The sequence below is a fragment of the Bradyrhizobium sp. 63_E2_N1_3 genome (assembly GCF_052076005.1).
Lineage (GTDB): Bacteria > Pseudomonadota > Alphaproteobacteria > Rhizobiales > Xanthobacteraceae > Bradyrhizobium > Bradyrhizobium barranii.
In genome coordinates, this window is the sequence record NZ_CP197235.1 from 6,851,495 (window position 1) to 6,867,816 (window position 16,322).

14 protein-coding genes are annotated in these 16,322 nt (G+C 65.3%); 10 read left to right on the plus strand and 4 right to left on the minus strand.

The window, feature by feature from the left end:
- The first annotated feature begins 3 nt into the window (after positions 1-3).
- The 10 genes from AB7531_RS32615 to AB7531_RS32660 all read left to right on the plus strand — a co-directional run bounded on the left by AB7531_RS32615 (position 4) and on the right by AB7531_RS32660 (position 11,088).
- On the plus strand, positions 4-975 hold the full coding sequence (locus AB7531_RS32615) for an ABC transporter permease (protein ID WP_063984747.1): 972 nt from the start codon (positions 4-6) through the stop codon (positions 973-975).
- A 42-nt stretch (positions 976-1,017) separates the two neighbouring features.
- Complete coding sequence (locus AB7531_RS32620; RefSeq protein ID WP_063984748.1) at positions 1,018-2,004, plus strand: ABC transporter ATP-binding protein; 987 nt, start codon at positions 1,018-1,020, stop codon at positions 2,002-2,004.
- Positions 2,001-2,990 (plus strand): ABC transporter ATP-binding protein, encoded by a 990-nt coding sequence (locus AB7531_RS32625; protein WP_085404388.1) that lies wholly within the window; start codon positions 2,001-2,003, stop codon positions 2,988-2,990. Before AB7531_RS32620 ends, AB7531_RS32625 begins: the two co-directional genes overlap by 4 nt.
- Positions 2,991-3,077: 87 nt before the next feature.
- Entirely contained in the window at positions 3,078-4,883 is a 1,806-nt protein-coding gene (locus AB7531_RS32630; protein WP_063984750.1) for a gamma-glutamyltransferase family protein, read from the plus strand.
- 9 nt (positions 4,884-4,892) lie between these two features.
- Positions 4,893-5,603: a DUF1028 domain-containing protein gene (locus AB7531_RS32635; protein ID WP_063984751.1), complete on the plus strand. Its 711-nt coding sequence runs from the start codon at positions 4,893-4,895 to the stop codon at positions 5,601-5,603.
- Positions 5,600-6,589 carry an ABC transporter ATP-binding protein gene (locus tag AB7531_RS32640; RefSeq protein WP_063984752.1) on the plus strand — a complete coding sequence of 330 codons (990 nt, stop codon included), beginning with the start codon at positions 5,600-5,602 and terminating at the stop codon, positions 6,587-6,589. Before AB7531_RS32635 ends, AB7531_RS32640 begins: the two co-directional genes overlap by 4 nt.
- Positions 6,589-7,689: an ABC transporter ATP-binding protein gene (locus AB7531_RS32645; protein ID WP_063984753.1), complete on the plus strand. Its 1,101-nt coding sequence runs from the start codon at positions 6,589-6,591 to the stop codon at positions 7,687-7,689. Before AB7531_RS32640 ends, AB7531_RS32645 begins: the two co-directional genes overlap by 1 nt.
- 23 nt (positions 7,690-7,712) lie before the next feature.
- Entirely contained in the window at positions 7,713-9,224 is a 1,512-nt protein-coding gene (locus AB7531_RS32650; protein ID WP_063984754.1) for an ABC transporter substrate-binding protein, read from the plus strand.
- A 31-nt stretch (positions 9,225-9,255) separates the two neighbouring features.
- Positions 9,256-10,197, plus strand: coding sequence for an ABC transporter permease (locus tag AB7531_RS32655; RefSeq protein WP_231144406.1), 942 nt, complete (start codon positions 9,256-9,258; stop codon positions 10,195-10,197).
- A 3-nt stretch (positions 10,198-10,200) separates the two neighbouring features.
- Positions 10,201-11,088, plus strand: a complete 888-nt coding sequence (locus AB7531_RS32660; RefSeq protein ID WP_039151440.1) for an ABC transporter permease — start codon at positions 10,201-10,203, stop codon at positions 11,086-11,088.
- Between the two features lie 116 nt (positions 11,089-11,204).
- Here AB7531_RS32660 and cnbZ read toward each other — a convergent pair whose 3' ends face one another.
- Genes cnbZ through AB7531_RS32680 form a run of 4 tightly spaced genes read right to left on the minus strand, consistent with a single transcriptional unit; the run spans position 11,205 to position 16,191 of the window.
- Entirely contained in the window at positions 11,205-11,951 is a 747-nt protein-coding gene (gene cnbZ / locus AB7531_RS32665; RefSeq protein ID WP_063984756.1) for a 2-amino-5-chloromuconate deaminase CnbZ, read from the minus strand.
- Between the two features lie 9 nt (positions 11,952-11,960).
- The gene (locus AB7531_RS32670) at positions 11,961-13,211 is read right to left on the minus strand and encodes an adenylate/guanylate cyclase domain-containing protein (protein WP_063984757.1); all 1,251 of its coding nucleotides are present in this window, start codon (positions 13,209-13,211) and stop codon (positions 11,961-11,963) included.
- On the minus strand, positions 13,208-13,597 hold the full coding sequence (locus AB7531_RS32675) for a response regulator (protein ID WP_014496960.1): 390 nt from the start codon (positions 13,595-13,597) through the stop codon (positions 13,208-13,210). Before AB7531_RS32675 ends, AB7531_RS32670 begins: the two co-directional genes overlap by 4 nt.
- Positions 13,594-16,191, minus strand: coding sequence for a sensor histidine kinase (locus AB7531_RS32680; RefSeq protein ID WP_063984758.1), 2,598 nt, complete (start codon positions 16,189-16,191; stop codon positions 13,594-13,596). The genes AB7531_RS32675 and AB7531_RS32680 overlap by 4 nt, the downstream gene beginning before the upstream one ends.
- Between the last annotated feature and the right edge of the window lie 131 nt (positions 16,192-16,322).

Genomic DNA, 16,322 nt, shown 5'->3' on the forward strand with positions numbered 1-16,322 from the left:
TTCATGTCCGACGTAGTCGCCTCAAATTCCGACAAGCCGAGCACGCTGCCGACGCATGCCGCCCGGAGCTGGCTCAGCCGCGCGCTCGACAGCGACATCTTCTATTCGTTCCGCCGCTCCAAGCTGACCATGGTGGCGGCGGCCATTACCGTGCTGTTCTTCCTGCTCGCGATCTTTGCATCCGCGCTCGCGGTGCAGAACCCGTTCGATCCGGCGCAGCTGCAATTGATGAACTCGCGGATCTCACCGCTCTGGACCGCCGACGGCCAGAGCCCGTTCCTGCTCGGCACCGACGAGCAGGGCCGCGACGTGTTCTCCGCCATCCTGTATGGCTTGCGCATCTCGCTCGCCGTCGGTGTCGCCGGCGTGGTCTTCGCCGGCGCGCTCGGAATCGCGCTCGGCCTGACCGCCGGCTATTTCGGGGGCGCGGTCGACGGCGTGATCATGCGGATCGCCGACGTGCAGCTCACTTTCCCCGCCATTCTGATCGCGCTGCTGGTCAACGGCATCGCGAAATCGATCCTCGGCAACCGGCTGGATGCCAACAGCATGCTGGTGGTGCTGGTCATCTCGATCGGGCTTAGTTTCTGGGTCGGATATGCCCGGACCGTGCGCGGTTCCGTGATGGTCGAGAAGAACAAGGACTACGTGGCCGCAGCGCAGCTGATCGGCCTGCCCGCACCAAAAATCATGCTGCGGCACGTGCTGCCCAACACGATGGGACCGATCCTGGTCATTGCCACCATCAACCTCGCGCTTGCCATCATCACCGAGGCGACCCTGTCCTTCCTCGGTGTCGGCCTGCCCGACACCATGCCGTCGCTCGGGACGCTGATCCGCATCGGCAACAACTATCTGTTCGCGGGCGAATGGTGGATCGTCGCCTTCCCCGGGCTTGCGCTCGCCGCGCTGATCCTGTCGATCAACCTGCTCGGCGACTGGCTGCGCGACGCGCTCAACCCGAAACTTCGATGAGCAAGACTCGATGAGCAAAGCTTCGATGAAATCGCCTCGCCCATGACCGAACCCGTTCTCTCCGTGCGCAATCTTCAGGTCGAGTTCGCCTCCCGCCGCGGCACGCTGCGCGCGATCGACGGCGTCTCCTTCGACATCGCCAAGGGCGAGGTGCTCGGCGTGGTCGGCGAATCCGGCGCCGGCAAGTCCGTCACCGGCCTGGCGGTGATCGGCCTGATCGATCCGCCCGGCCGCATCGCCGGCGGTGAGATTCGTCTCGCCGGCCAGCGCATCGACAATTTGCCCGCCGAGCAGATACGCCGCATCCGGGGAAAACGGATCGGCATGATCTTCCAGGATCCCCTCACCTCGCTCAATCCGCTGTACCGCGTCGGCGACCAGATCATCGAGACGATCAAAACCCACCTGAACCTGTCCGAGGCGGCCGCCCGCCGCCGCGCCATCGACCTGCTCGCCGAGGTCGGTATTCCCGCGCCGGAAAAGCGCATCGACGGCTATCCCCACGAATTCTCCGGCGGCATGCGCCAGCGCGTTGTGATTGCGCTGGCGATCTGCGCCGAGCCCGAACTGATCATCGCGGACGAGCCGACCACCGCGCTCGATGTCTCCGTGCAGGCGCAGATCATCTCCCTGATCAAGCGGCTCGGGCGCGATCACGGCACCGCCGTGATGCTGGTGACCCACGACATGGGCGTGATCGCGGAGACCTCCGACCGCGTCGCGGTGATGTATGCCGGCCGCGTCGCCGAGATCGGCCCGGTACAGGACGTCGTCAGGAATCCGCTGCACCCTTACGCCAAGGGCCTGATGGGCGCGATTCCGACGCTTGCCGGGGACGACAAGCGCCTGGTGCAGATCCCCGGCTCCATGCCGCGCCTATCGGCGATCCCGCGTGGCTGCTCGTTCAATCCGCGCTGCGCCTTCGCCTTCGATCGCTGCCGGGTTGAACGGCCGGAGCCACTATCGCGCGGCACACAATCCGTTGCCTGCCATCTCTACGACACCGTGCCTGCGGAGAGCGCGGCATGAGCACGCCTTTCGTCCAGGCCACAAATCTGCGCCGCGTCTTCGACGTCTCAAAACCCTGGCTCAACCGCGTGCTCGAAGGCGGGCATCTCGAATATCTCAAGGCTGTCGATCACGTTAGCTTCGACATCAGGAAGGGCGAGACCTTTGCTCTGGTCGGCGAGTCCGGCTCGGGCAAGACCACGGTGGCGCGAATGGTGGTCGGCCTGCTGCCGCCGAGTTCCGGCAACGTGCTGATCGACGGCATCTCGATGACCGATCCACGGCAGGCGCAGGCGCGGCGAAAACTGCGCCGCCGCATCCAGATGATCTTCCAGGACCCCTATGCGAGCCTGAACCCGCGCTTCCGGGTCGATGCCATCATCTCCGAGCCGATCCGCGCTTTCGACCTGATCCAGGGCGAGCGCGATATCCAGGCGCGCGTCGGCGAATTGCTCAGCCTTGTCGGGCTGCATCCCGACGACCGGTTGAAATTTCCACACGAATTCTCCGGCGGCCAGCGCCAGCGCATCGCGATCGCGCGAGCGCTCGCCTCCGATGCGGAGTTCATCGTCTGCGACGAGCCGACCTCGGCGCTCGATGTCTCCGTGCAGGCGCAGATCCTGAACCTGATGCGCGACCTCCAGGACAAGTTCGGCCTGACCTACATGTTCATCAGCCACAACCTCGCCGTGGTCCGCCACATGGCGAGCCGCGTCGGCGTGATGTATCTCGGCCGCATCGTCGAGATCGCGGAGGGACGCGAGCTGTTCGCCAGACCGCGCATGCCCTACACCAAGATGCTGCTGGGCGCCGTGCCCGATCTCGCAATGTCGGGCCGCCAGCGTATTCCGGTGAAGGGCGAGATCCCGAATCCGATCAATCCGCCGCCCGGCTGCGCCTTCAATCCGCGCTGCCCGCTGGCGTTCGATCTCTGCCGCAAGGAAGCCCCGGAACTGATCGCCGGCGTCGCCTGCCATGCGGTGAACACCGCGCCGGTCCCGGCGTGACGCGCGCGTGCCATGCGGTCCACGCATTGGCGGCACGGCATCGCCTGTGATCAATTGCGCGCGCGACAAATAAGGTAGCGAAATCCCATGGCCAGCAACGTCAATCCCGATCCCTTCACGACGCGCCCCGAGATCGAGGGCACATTCGGGGTCGTCGCCACCACACACTGGATCGCGACCGCGGTCGGCATGGCCATCCTGGAAAAGGGCGGCAATGCCTTCGACGCCGGCGTCGCCACAGCGTTCACGCTCCAGGTCGTCGAGCCGCATTTGAACGGCCCGGGCGGAGACGTGCCCATCATCGTGCATGACGTCAAACGCGCACGCACCGAGGTGATCTGCGGCCAGGGCCCGGCGCCGGCGCGCGCCACCATCGCCCACTACAAGAGCGAAGGCCTCGACATGGTGCCCGGCACCGGCCTGCTCGCGGCCTGCGTCCCCGGCACGTTCGAATCCTGGATGATGCTGCTGCGCGACTACGGCACGATGCGCGTGCGCGACGTGCTGGAGCCAGCCATCTCCTACGCGCGCGACGGCTATCCGCTGGTCGAGCGCGCCTGCGCCACGATCCAGACCGTCGAGCAACTGTTCCGCAAGCATTGGCCGACCTCGGCCGCGGTCTATCTGCCCAATGGCGAAGTGCCGAGGCCCGGCACGCTCTTCACCAACAAGACGCTGGCTGCGACCTACGCCCGCATTCTCAGCGAAGCCGAGAGCGGCGGCGGTGACCGCGACGCCGAGATCGAGCGCGCGCGAAAGGCCTGGTCGCAAGGTTTCGTTGCGGAAGCCATCGACAAGTTCTGCCGCACCCAGGAGGTGATGGATGTCAGCGGCTCGCCGCATCGCGGCGTGCTCTCGGCCGACGACATGGCGCGTTGGCAGCCGACGATCGAGGCACCGCTCACCTACGACTACGGGCGCTACACGGTCTGCAAAGCCGGCGTCTGGAGCCAGGGTCCGGTGACGCTCCAGCAGCTCGCGCTGCTCAAGGGCTTTGCGCTCGACGGGCTCGATCCGACCGGGCCGGAATTCATCCACCTCCAGATCGAATGCGCCAAGCTGGCCTTCGCCGACCGCGAAAAATTCTACGGCGATCCCAAGTTCAGCGAGATCCCGATCGCGACGCTGCTGTCGGATGCCTATAACGACGAACGCCGCAAACTGATCTCAGAGAAGGCATCGCTCGACTTCCTCCCCGGTTCGGTCGAAGGTTTTGGCGGCGTGGTCAAGCTGCGCCGCGCCGAGGGGCAGCGCGAGGCGGTCGGCGCGCTTGGCGCGGGCGAGCCGACAGTCGGGCGTTTCGGCGAAGTGCGCGGCGACACCGTGCATTTCGACATCATCGACAAGGCCGGCAACATGGTGTCCTCGACGCCATCGGGCGGCTGGCTGCAATCCTCACCGATTATTCCGGAGCTCGGCTTCTGCCTCGGCAGCCGCGCGCAGATGTTCTGGCTGGAGGAAGACCATCCCGCAGCGCTTGCGCCGGGCAAGCGGCCGCGCACGACGCTGTCGCCGACCATGGCGCTACGCGACGGCGAGCCGTATCTGGCCTGGGGCTCGCCCGGCGGCGACCAGCAGGATCAGTGGATCACGCAGTTCTTCCTACGGCACGTCCATTGCAACCTCAATCTCCAGGAAGCGATCGATGCGCCGGCCTGGCACTCCGAGCATTTCCCGATCTCGTTCTGGCCGCGCACCGCGCGCCCCGGCGTGCTCGTGGTCGAGAACCGCGTGCCGAAGGCGACGATCGAGAACCTTCGCGAGCGCGGACACATTGTCGAGGTCGGCCCCGACTGGTCGGAAGGTCGCCTCACCGCGGCCTCGCGCGTCGGGGTGCGCCGCCGCGCCGCCGCCAACCCGCGCGGCATGCAGGGCTACGCCGCAGGGCGCTGAAGGCAGCACATGACCTGGTCGATCATCGCGCGAGACCCTGCCACCGGCCAGTTTGGCATCGCGGTAGCGACCCGCTTCTTCGCTGTCGGCGCGCGCGTGCCCTACATCGCGGCCGGTCTCGGCGCCATCGCGACCCAGGCCTTCGTCAATCCCTATTATGGCATCGACGGCGTCAAGCTGCTGCGCGAGGGCCTGAACGCGCATGACGTTCTCGCCACCCAGCTCGCGACCGACGACGGCCGCGAGAGCCGCCAGATCCACATCATGGACGCCAGCGGCGCGATCGCCGCGCATACCGGGCGCGACTGCGTCGACTGGTGCGGACACATCGCCGGCAGCGGCTTCTCCATTGCCGGCAACATGCTGGCCGGCGCCGACGTGCTCGACGAGACCGCGAAGACCTATATCGCCAATGACAGCCTGCCCTTCCCGCGCCGCCTGCTCGCCGCCATGCGCGCGGGCGAGGCCGCCGGCGGCGACAAGCGCGGCAAGCAATCCGCTGCGCTCCTGATCCACGGCGAGGAGGAATGGCCGGCGCTGGACATTCGCGCCGACGATCATCCCGATCCGCTGGGCGAACTCGAACGGCTGGAGCGCGTCAGTCAGGAACTCTGGGTGCATTTCCGCTCTTCCATGCCGACGCGGCAGAACCCGGCAGGCAACACCGATCGCAGCGTCATCGACGCCAGCATTGCTGCGAGCCGAGCAAGGCAATCATGAGCGCAAGTCCTCTCATCGAGATCAAGGATCTGCGCATCCGCTTCCACGGCGACGACGGCCGCGTGACCCACGCCGTCGACAGCGTCGATCTCAGCGTCGCCAATGGCGCGACGCTCGGCCTCGTCGGCGAATCCGGTTGCGGCAAGAGCGTGACGTCGCTGGCGATCATGGGTTTGCTGCCGAAGCAAAGCGCGGAGATCTCGGGCGCAATCCGCTTCGACGGCTTCGACCTGCTGAAGACTCCTGACCAGACGCTGCGCGATCTCCGCGGCAACCGGCTCGCGATGATTTTTCAGGAGCCGATGACGTCGCTCAACCCGAGCTTCACCATCGGCGACCAGATCATCGAGACCATTCTGCGCCACCGCGGCGGCTCACGGCGCAGCGCGCGCGAGCGGGCCATCGAGCTCTTGCGCCGCGTCCACATCCCCTCGCCGGAGCGGCGGATCGACGAATATCCGCACAAGCTCTCCGGCGGCATGCGCCAGCGCGTGATGATCGCGATGGCGCTGGCCTGCGACCCGCGGCTGCTGATCGCGGACGAGCCGACCACCGCGCTCGACGTCACCCTGCAGGCGCAGATCTTGGAGCTGATGCGCGAACTGAAGGCGGCGAGCGGCGCCGCCATCATCCTGATCACCCACGATCTCGGTGTTGTCGCCGAAGTCTGCGACGAGGTCGCGGTGATGTATGCCGGCGAGATCGTCGAGCGCGCGCCGGTCGACGAGCTGTTCGCGATGCCGCAGCATCCCTACACCGTCGGCCTGCTGGGCTCGATCCCGCGGCTCGACCACCGCGCCGAGCAGCTGGCCACGATCGAAGGCATGGTGCCGAACATGGCGCAGCCACCCGCCGGCTGCCGTTTCGCCGCGCGCTGCCCCTTCGTGCTGGACGCCTGCACGGAGGTGCCGCCACCGCTGGTCGAGGTCAGCCCCGGCCACCTCTCGCGCTGCATCCGCGCACCGCTCGAACTTCTGGTGTCGTGATGGCGCTTCTCGAGGTCGAAGGCCTGGTCAAGCATTTTGTCGCCGGGCGCTCGCTGTTCGGCCGGGCACTGGGGCATGTCAAAGCGGTCGATGGCGTCAGCTTCTCTCTCGACGCCGGCAAGACGCTGGCCCTGGTCGGCGAATCCGGTTGCGGCAAATCCACCGTCAGTCGCCTGGTGCTGCGGCTGATCGAGCCGGATGCAGGCACGGTGCGTTTCGCCGGCCGTGACCTGCTCTCGCTGGACGCCGCGGCGCTCCGCGCCTTCCGCCGCGAAGCACAGATCATTTTCCAGGACCCCTACGCCTCGCTCAATCCGCGCATGACGGTCGGCCAGATTCTCACCGAGCCGCTGGCGCTGCACGATCTGGTACCGCCGGCGCAACGGCGCGAGCGCGTCGCGGAAATCTTGCGGCTGGTCGGCCTCGAGCCACGGCTCGAGCGGCGTTATCCGCACGAATTCTCCGGCGGCCAACGCCAGCGCATCGCCATTGCCCGCGCGCTCGCGGTCGAACCAAAACTGATCATCTGCGATGAGCCGGTCTCGGCGCTGGACGTCTCGATCCGCTCGCAGATCCTGAACCTGCTGCGCGAGCTTCAGGACCGGCTTGGGCTGGCCTATATCTTCGTCTCGCATGACCTCGCCGTGGTCAAGCACATCGCCGACCATGTCGCCGTGATGAATCTCGGCCAGATCGTCGAGACTGCCGAGGCGGACGCCCTGTTCGCGGCACCCCGCCATCCCTACAGCCGTGCGCTGCTGTCCGCGATCCCCATGCCTAAACCGCGGGCAAAGCGCAGCCGAATTGTGCTGCAGGGAGAGATCCCCAGCGCACTCAGCCCGCCGCCGGGTTGCCGCTTCCACACCCGCTGCCCCTACGTGATCGACCGCTGCCGCAGTGAAATGCCGCAGCTCGTGCCGGATGGCATCGGACATGCAACGGCCTGTCACCGAACGTCGGAACTGCCGTCCTCCGCGGCGATCGTCCCGTCCGACGGCGGCTTCTCGCCGGTCCTTGAAAAATTGGTCGCCGCCTTCAGCGGGGGCCCGGAAGCAGTCCGCGGCAGCGGGGTTAGTTCATTGGGAACGGACCCGGCATAGCCGCAAAACAGAGGTTGAGAGCGATGAGTTTCATGCGTTTGACAATCCTGGCGTCGGCTGTGCTGACGTCGCTCGCGGGCGCAGCCCAGGCTCAGACCACGCTTCGCATCGGCATCGCCGAAGACCCCGATATCCTCGATCCCAGCATCGGCCGCACCTATGTCGGCCGCATCGTCTTCTCCGCCTTCTGCGACAAGCTGTTCGACATCGACGAGAAGCTCAACATCGTGCCGCAGCTCGCGCTGTCCTACGAGACTTCGGCCGACGGCAAGGAGATGACGATCAAGCTCCGGCCGAACGTCAAATTCCATGACGGCGAACCGCTGGACGCCGAAGCCGCAAAGTTCTCGATCGAGCGTCACATGACGCTGCCGACCTCGTTCCGGAAGTCGGAGCTTGCCAGCGTCGACCATGTCGAGGTGGTCGATCCCCTGACCATCAAGCTGGTGCTCAAGACCCCTTACTCGCCGCTGATCGCCCAGCTCACCGACCGCTCCGGCATGATGGTCTCGCCGAAGGCCGCGAAGGAGGCGGGCGACAAGTTCGGCCTGCATCCGGTCTGCGCCGGCCCCTACAAATTCGTCGAGCGCGTCCAACAGGACCGCATGGTGTTCGAGAAGTTTGCCGACTACTGGAACAAGGACAACATCCATATCGACCGCGTCGTGTTCCTGCCGATTGTCGACGCGACGGTGCGCCTTGCCAACCTCAAGTCCGGCGGGCTCGATTTGATCGAGCGCGTGCTGGCCACCGACATCAAGGATGTGCGCGCCGATCCCAAGCTGGTGCTGTCGACGGCGCCCGAGCTCGGTTATCAGGGCCTGACGATCAATATCGGCAACGACAAGACCAAGGGGCCACTCAGCCAATCCGCGAAGGTACGCCAGGCACTCAGCCTGTCGATCGATCGCGAGGCCATCAACCAGGTCGTATTCAACGGCGAGTTCACGCCGGGCAATCAATGGGTCAGCCCGACGCATCCATACTATCAGAAGGCTTTCCCCATTCCGGGTCGCGACATCGCCAAGGCCAAGGCGCTGTTGAAGGAAGCCGGTGTCAGCCTGCCCGTCACCGTCGACTACATGGTACCAAAGGGCACCGAGTACGAGGCCGTCGCCCAGGTCGTGCAGTCCATGGCCGCCGAAGCAGGCTTCGACATCAAGGTCCGCGTCGTTGAATTCGCGACCACCTTCAAGCAGGCGCAGGCCGGCGAGTTCCAGGTGTTCCAGATCAACTGGAGCGGACGCATCGACCCGGACGGCAATTCCTACATCTTCATGCGCAGCAAGGCGCCGCAGAACGACGGCGTGTATTCGAACCCCGAAGCCGACAAGCTGATGGAAGACGGACGGGCGACGTCCAATGTCGAGGAGCGCAAGGCGATCTACGGGAAGCTGACCAAGATCCTGCTCGACGACCTGCCGATCATCTACATCTATCATCGTACGCTCCTGATCGCGCATACGAAGAAGCTCGAGGGCTACCGGCAGATGCCTGATGGCCTCGTGCGCGTGGTCGGGCTGAAGTTCAAGTGATCGCGGCATCACTCGGGAAACGCGTGGAGCCATGCTGAACTTCCTCGCCCGCCGCATCGCGCAGATCGTGCCGACACTGTTCTTCGTGTCGGTGCTGATCTTCTCGCTCCAGCAATTGCTGCCGGGCGATCCCGCGCTGGTGATGGCCGGCGAGGAGCGCGATCCCGCAGCGATCGAGCAGATCCGGCAGCAGTACAAGCTCGATCAGTCGATCCCCGTGCAATATGTCTACTGGCTCAAGGGAGTCCTCACCGGTAATTTCGGCGAGTCGCTGCGCAACAAGATGCCGGTGCGCGAGTTGATCGCCCAGAAACTGCCGGTGACGCTCCAGCTCGGCTCAATGGCGATCCTGATCGCGTTCCTCATCGGCATTCCCGCCGGCATCATCTCCGCGGTGAAGAAGGGCACGGTTTGGGACTATGGCGCCAATCTGTTCGCGCTATGGGGCATCTCGACGCCGAATTTCTGGCTCGGAATCCTCATGATCTTCCTGTTCTCGATTCACCTGGGCTGGCTGCCGGCCTCAGGCTATGTGCCGCTCACGGAGGACTGGCGCGCGAGCCTGGCCGCCACCATCATGCCGGCCTTCGTGCTCGGCAACGCAATTTCAGCGGTCCTGATGCGGCACACACGCAGCGCCATGCTCCAGGTTCTGGAGAGCGACTATGTCCGCACCGCGCGCGCGAAAGGTCTCTCCGAGCGCTCGGTGATCCTCAAGCACGCGATGCGCAACGCGCTGACGCCGATCATCACCCTCGGCGCGCTCGAGCTCGGCACGCTGTTGTCGGGCGCGGTGCTGACCGAGCAGATCTTTTCCATTCCCGGCTTCGGCAAGCTGATCGTGGACGCCGTCTTCAACCGTGACTATGCGGTGGTGCAGGGCGTGGTGCTGGTGACGGCCACAGTCTACATCACGCTCAATCTCGTCGCCGACGTCGCCTATGTCCTCGTCAATCCGCGGCTGCGAGGTTAGACGATGACCGACGCCGCACTGCCAGCCAGTCCCGCCACCCAGGCCTACGAGCTGGACAGCCCGGCCCGCCGTGCGCGGCGGCGCCTGTTCAAGCGCAAGGCCGCGGTCTTCGGGCTTGTCGTGATCACAGCCTTCATCCTGCTTGCGGCCCTTGCGCCGCTGGTCGTGCCCTATGATCCCATTGCAACGAGCTGGAGCCTGGTGCGCAAGCCGCCCACCGCCGCCCACTGGTTCGGCACCGACGATCTCGGCCGCGACATCCTCAGCCGCGTCATCTACGGCGCGCGGGCCTCCCTGATGGCGGGTCTGATCTCGGTCGCGATCGCGCTCGGGATCGGTGTCCCTCTTGGTCTCCTCGCCGGCTATCGCGGCGGATTTGTTGACGCGCTGATCAGCCGGATCACCGATGCGATGTTGGCCTGCCCGTTCCTGATCCTGGCGATCGCGCTGGCCGCCTTCCTCGGTCCCAGCCTCGGCAACGCCATGATCGCGATCGGCATCTCGGCAACGCCGATCTTCATCCGCCTGACGCGCGGGCAGGTGCTGAGCGTCAAGGCCGAAGACTATGTCGAGGCGGCGCGCGCGCTCGGCAATCCGCCGTGGCGGATCGCGTTCTCGCACATCCTGCCGAACATCCTTCCCGCGCTATTGGTGCAGGCGACGCTGTCGATCGCCGCCGCCATCATCGCCGAAGCCGCGCTGTCGTTCCTCGGCCTCGGCCAGCAGCCGCCGGCACCGTCCTGGGGCAGCATGCTCAACGCGGCGCAGCGCTTCCTGACCCAGGCGCCGTGGATGGCGATCTGGCCGGGCCTTGCGATCTTCCTCGTGGTGCTGTCGCTGAACCTGCTCGGCGACGGCCTGCGCGACGCGCTCGACCCGCGCCAGCGCTAGCAGTCCCTCAGGTGAGGAGCGCGTTCTTACGCGCGTCTCGAACCATGAAGGCCCGACTGTCACCTGGAGCCATCGTTCGAGACGCGGCCTGACGGCCGCTCCTCAGGATGAGGACCTCAAATCACGGTCTCGCGCATCACGCGACGGCAATCCATCTCGTATTCGAGGTCGACCACCGGCGGACGGGCGAAATGCCAGGTCAGGCCGGAGCGCAGCGCGCCGTGGCGGACCAGCTCGTCGACCAGCGCGTGGTGGAAATCGTGCACGGAATAGGCCTGCACGCCGGTGGTGTCCTTCCAGCCGAAGCCGAAGGCCGTCATCCGGTTCTCCATCTGCGACGTCGTGGTGAACCGCACCTTCTCGCGAAGACCCTCCGGGCTGAGGTCGCGGTAGCGCACCGTGCGCTCGACATAGGTGCCGCCGCCCTCGCGCGCCTCGGCGCCACCGGCGATCACGAAGCTTGGTGCCTTCGAGGTTGTCGGACGCGTGAAGGAGAAAGCATAGAACGACGGCTCGGACGGCGGATCGATCTCCGGACAGACATTGCTGCGCGCCACCGGATTGGTGGTGCCGTCGAAGATGCCCCATTCGGACAGCGTCTTCACATAATGCAGGTTGAATGCGCGAAAGCCTTCCTCGCTGAAGGCCGCCGGTGAGCGCAACTCGCAGGCACAGAACGCCGTCAGCGGACGCCCTGCTTCCTGGATATACTTCGCCGCGAGCGCAAATCCCTCGGCCAGCGGCACCAGGCGATCGAACCGAACCCGCTCAATCTCGTATCCGTCGTCAGCGGCGGCACCCGCCGAATACTGGAACACGGACGGAATGAACCGATAGTTGCCGGCGGAGAAATCACCAATCATGTCGAACTCCTAATCCAGTTTCATGCGGATGCCCTTGGCACCGTTGAGCAAGCGCTTCAGGTGAAAGCCGGCCAGGGAATCGTCGGCGTGCATCCCGACCAGCGCGGCAAAGGCCGGCATGGCCGCGACGTCGCCGGCTTCCATCTTGGCAAAAGCCTCGGAATATTGCGCCGTCCTTGGCGCTTCGAATTTATCCTGCGGCAACGGTTCGAACGCACGCAGCGGTTCGCTGCGTCCGCGCAGCATCAGATCACCCACGGGACGGCCTTGAAAATGCTCGGCAGCCTTGGCGACGCTGGCACTGGCGCAGATGCGTGTTCCCAGATGCTTGTTGGCGGCCTCCAGTCGCGCCGCGATGTTGATGGTGTCTCCATAGGCGGTGTAGTCGAAGAAGCGGTTGCCTCCGAAATTGCCGACCAGTGCCGGCCCGGCGTGAATGCCGATGCGGGTGGTGCCGAAATTCACGCCCACGGCCCTCTGGCGCGCGCAGAAATCCTGTGCCCAGGCATCGAGGTCATGGGCGCAGGCGACCGCACGCGTCGCATAGTCCGGCTGATCGCCGGGCGCATTGAAGAGCACCTGGATCGCATCGCCGATGATTTTTGCGACCGTCCCCTCATGCGCGAAGATGGTTTCGGTCATCCCGCCGACATATTCGTTGAGGAGCGCGCCGAGCGTCTCGGGCGGCGCGCTCTCGACCAGGGAGGTGAACCCGGTGATATCGGTGAAGATGGTGGCGACATCGCGCCACTGCACCTCGATCCCCTCACCCTCGCCGCCCGCCACCAGACGCTTGGCGAGCTCGGGCGAGAAATGGCGCGACAGCGCGGCATGGGCCCGCTCCGCCTCCATCTGACGGCGCCGCACCTCGCGCAGCATCTCGATATGGCGAATGGTCTTCTCGATCGTGGCTTCCAGGTCGGCGAAGTCGATCGGTTTGGTGAGGAAGTCGAACGCGCCGCGGTTCATGGCGGTGCGGATGTTGCTCATGTCGCCATAGGCCGAGACGATGATAGTCGACTTCTTGTCCTCGGCCTCCTGGAGCTTCGCCAGCAGCGACAGCCCATCCATGCGCGGCATGTTGATGTCGGAGACCACCATGTCGACATGCGGGTTCTGCTCGAGGGACTCCAGCGCCTCGACGCCGTCGCGTGCAAACATGATGTCGACGAGCCCGTCGCGGATCTGCCTGCGAAACTTCTGCAGGATCAGCGCCTCGAGGTCTGGCTCGTCATCGACGAAGAGGATGGTCGAAGTCATGCGGCTTGCTCGAGCCTCGTGTCGATCTCCTGCCGCAGCAGCGCAAAATCGATCGGCTTGGTGAGGAGCCCGATGGCGCCACGCTCGATCGCCTTCCGGCGCGTCTCGGCGTCACCATAGGCCGTGATCATGATGACGGGAACGTCCGGATGCTCGGCGCGCACCTTGGGCAGCATGTCGAGCCCGCTCATGCCGGGCATGTTGATGTCGGACAGGATCAGGATCAACGAGGGGTCGCGCACCTCGGAGGCGAGCCTGAGCGCATCGGACGCGGACGGCGCGAATTCCATCTGGAAGCGTCCGGCGCGCAGGTCACGCCGGAACTGCTGCCGGAACAGCGCCTCGACGTCGGGCTCGTCATCGACGACCAGGATGTAAACGTTCAATTCTTGCCTCCGGGAGTATCGTCCGCCGCCATCTGGCGCGGCAGCGTGATGATGAATTCGGTGAATACACCGGGCTCGGTGTTCACGTCGATCGTGCCGCCGTGCTGCTTCACGACGATGTCATGGCTCATGGACAGGCCGAGCCCGGTGCCCTCGCCGGCCGGCTTGGTGGTGAAAAACGGATTGAACAATTTCGCCTTCACCTCGGGCGGAATCCCTGTGCCGTTGTCGCGGATCCGGATCTCGACCTTGTCGCCGAGGTTTTTGGTGGCCGCGTTCAAGGTGGGCTCGAAGCCGTCCGTCGCGCTCTCCTTGCGCTTGGCCGCAGCATAGAAGCCGTTCGAGATCAAATTGAGCAAGACGCGCGCGATCTCCTGCGGATAGACATCGACCGTCCCGGCCCCGGGATCGAACTCGCGCTCAAGCGTGACGTTGAAGGCGGGCCGTTCCGCGCGCGCACCGTGATAGGCGAGATTGAGGCTTTCCTCGACGACGGCATTGATATCGCTGGGGCGATGCTCGCCGGAACCCGCGCGCGAATGCAGCAGCATGTTCCTGACGATGGAATCGGCGCGCTTGCCGTGCTGCACCACCTTTTCCAGATTGCTCCTGAGCATGCCGGTCAGCTCGTCGACCTCCTCCTTCGTCTTGCCGTCGAGCGAAGCCGATTGCAGGGCCTGGTTGAGTTCATCGATCAGCTCGGTCGAGACCGAGGAGAAATTGTTGACGAAATTGAGCGGGTTCTTGATCTCGTGGGCGATCCCCGCCGTGAGCTGGCCGAGGGAGGCGAGCTTCTCGGTCTGGATCAGGCGATCCTGCGCGGTACGCAGATTGTCGAGCGACTGCGACAGCTCCGTGGTACGCTCACGAAGCTGCTTGAGCAGTCGAGCGTTCTCGATCGCAATCACAGCCTGTTTGGTGAAATTCTCAACCAGTGCGATCTGCTTGTCGGCGAACGGACGGACCTCCTTGCGATAGACCGCGATCGTGCCAATCAGCTCGTTCTCCTTCAGCATCGGCACGATGACGATCGTACGGGCGCCGGCGACGTCTGAGATCGCGCGAACGGCAGGCCCACCAGCAAGATAGGCAGGTGTGTTTCGCACATCGTGAACGTGGACGACCTCACGTGTCCTGACGACCTCGGCGAGCGCGCTGTTCGGACGAGGTCGGATTTCCACATCTTTTCGCGAAGCAGCGAACGCAGCCGGCACATTGTAATCCGCCGCAATCGTGAAGCTTTCACCGTCCCAGAGATTCATGACGCCGAAACTTGCGCCACAGACCCGCGTCGCATTTTCGAGCATTTTGTAGAACACGGGAGCGAGTTCGCCCGGAGAGGAACTGATGACCTCCAGCACCTCAGAAGTCGCCGTCTGTTGCTCGAGCGTTTCGGACAATTCAGCTGTCCGCCGCTCGACCTTGTTTTCCAAATCCGCATAGGATTCCTGCAACCGCGCGCCCATGTCGTTGAACTGGTCGGCGAGTCCTTCGAGCTCGTCGCCGGTCTTGATCGAGATGCGCTGCGAGAAATCGCCGCCGCCGATCCGCTCGGCGCCGCTGCGCAGGGCCTGGATCGGTCCGACCATGCGGCGTGCGAGAAAAATCCCGGCGAGCACCGCGAAGATCGACGCTGCGAGCAACACGATCGCCAGCCGCTGCAGCGAAGCATAGAGCGCCGCATAGGCCTCCTCGACCGGCAGCTCGACGAGCATGGTCCAATGCAGCGGCTCGATCGGGGCCGATGTGGTCAGCACCTTCTGCCCCTGGATATTGCGCGCTTCGGGGAGCGCGTCGGACAGGGTGCCGCCTCCAGCCTGCGCGGCGCGCACCTGGGCGAGGCCCGACATGTCGGTGTTGCGCAGCACCAGGCTGATGTCGGGATGCGCGATCAGGCGTCCCTCCGGGCCGACCACATAGGCGTGCCCGTGTTCGCCGACCTTGATCTGGGACACGACGTCCCAGATCAGCTTGAGATTGACCTCCGCGATGCTGACGCCGGCATCCTTGCGCGCGCCGGCCAGCGCGAGCGTCATGTAGGGCTCGGACTCCCTGCGGAAATAGACCGGGCCGTAATAGACCTTGTGCGCGACCGCCTCGGTGAACTTCGGGTCGGCCGACAGGTCGATCCCGCTGTCGGTCGCGTCCATGGCCAGCCGCGAGACCCGCAAGCGCTCCTTGCCGGTCGCATCCACCTGGGCGAGCTCTGTGACCGCGGGCACCTGGCGCAGCAGCCGTTGTGCGTCGAACCGGCGCTGCTCGATCGAGCCCGCCGACCAGGGCAGCTGCGTGGTCCAGCCTAGCTGGCTCTCGATCTCCTTGACGAACTGGCCGATCTTGGCCGCGGCCGCCTCCGCCTGCTCATGCTGGACCCGGATCAGCGCGGCCTTGTGCTCGCGATAATAGAAGAAGACCTCGAACAGCCCGTTGGCCAGCAGCGCAATGGCGACGACGGCCACGAAGAGCGCGACATATTTGGTGAAAAGCCGGGTCCTGATCCCGCGCCCCGCCGCCTCGCCGGGCACGACGCCAGCCGCGGCCGCGCTCGGCGCCGTCCTGGCTTGCGGGGTGTCGGGGTGGAGGGAGATGCTCATCCCGGCGAATCTAGCAAGAAGGCCGGAACTTGTCTCTCGCCAACGCGGAAAGGGCTCCCCCTAAGCCTGACGGCGTCCGCAGGCTGCGGGGCAAATGAAAAGGGCGGCAACGGATGCCGCTGCCGCCCTTC